This is a genomic window from Vibrio sp. 378, assembly GCF_033339435.1.
On record NZ_JAWOUO010001007.1, the window covers coordinates 1 to 551 of the forward strand.

Below are 551 nucleotides of genomic sequence, written 5' to 3' on the forward strand. Positions count from 1 at the left end.
CCAAATTATCGAGACACTTCTGACGATCAATACCGATGTTTTCTGCGTTTTCCGCCGTCAACGTTTTCGCTGGTGCTAAAATAGGGCACTTATTGAGGTGAACCAGTTTCACCGGTACGGGTAGTAGGTCGCCGAGGTCTTCACGCTTGGTGTAGAGACGTTCGTGCAACTCTTCGGTTGAAAGTTCAAGAATTGGCTGCGGATCTTTGGCTAAATCAATCGTAATAACCGCGTTGTTATTCGTTGGATGCCACGCGACAGGCACAATCCAGCTGGTGTATTGGCATTCGCGACCTAACATGCCTGAGACATGCATCAGCGGTGTCATGTTTACAATATCAACTAGTTCATTCAGCTTACGTTTGTGGCGCATAGAGAAGAAGTAATCGAACAGTTTTGGCTGTGCGGCTTTGACTTTCTTTGCCATCTCAATCGTTGCGATAACGTCAGCCATCGCGTCGTGCGCATTACTGTGCTCAATGCCATTTTTAACCGATAAATGTTCTAACTTGAAACTGGTGAAGCCGTCTTCATTCTCGGGCCATTCTACG

At 46.8% G+C, this 551-nt stretch carries 1 protein-coding gene; it reads right to left on the reverse strand.

Annotation, left to right across the window (positions count from 1 at the left end):
* Window positions 1–551: exodeoxyribonuclease I (gene sbcB, locus R7Q48_RS30060; protein WP_318134057.1), on the reverse strand; the 551-nt coding region annotated here is incomplete at both ends.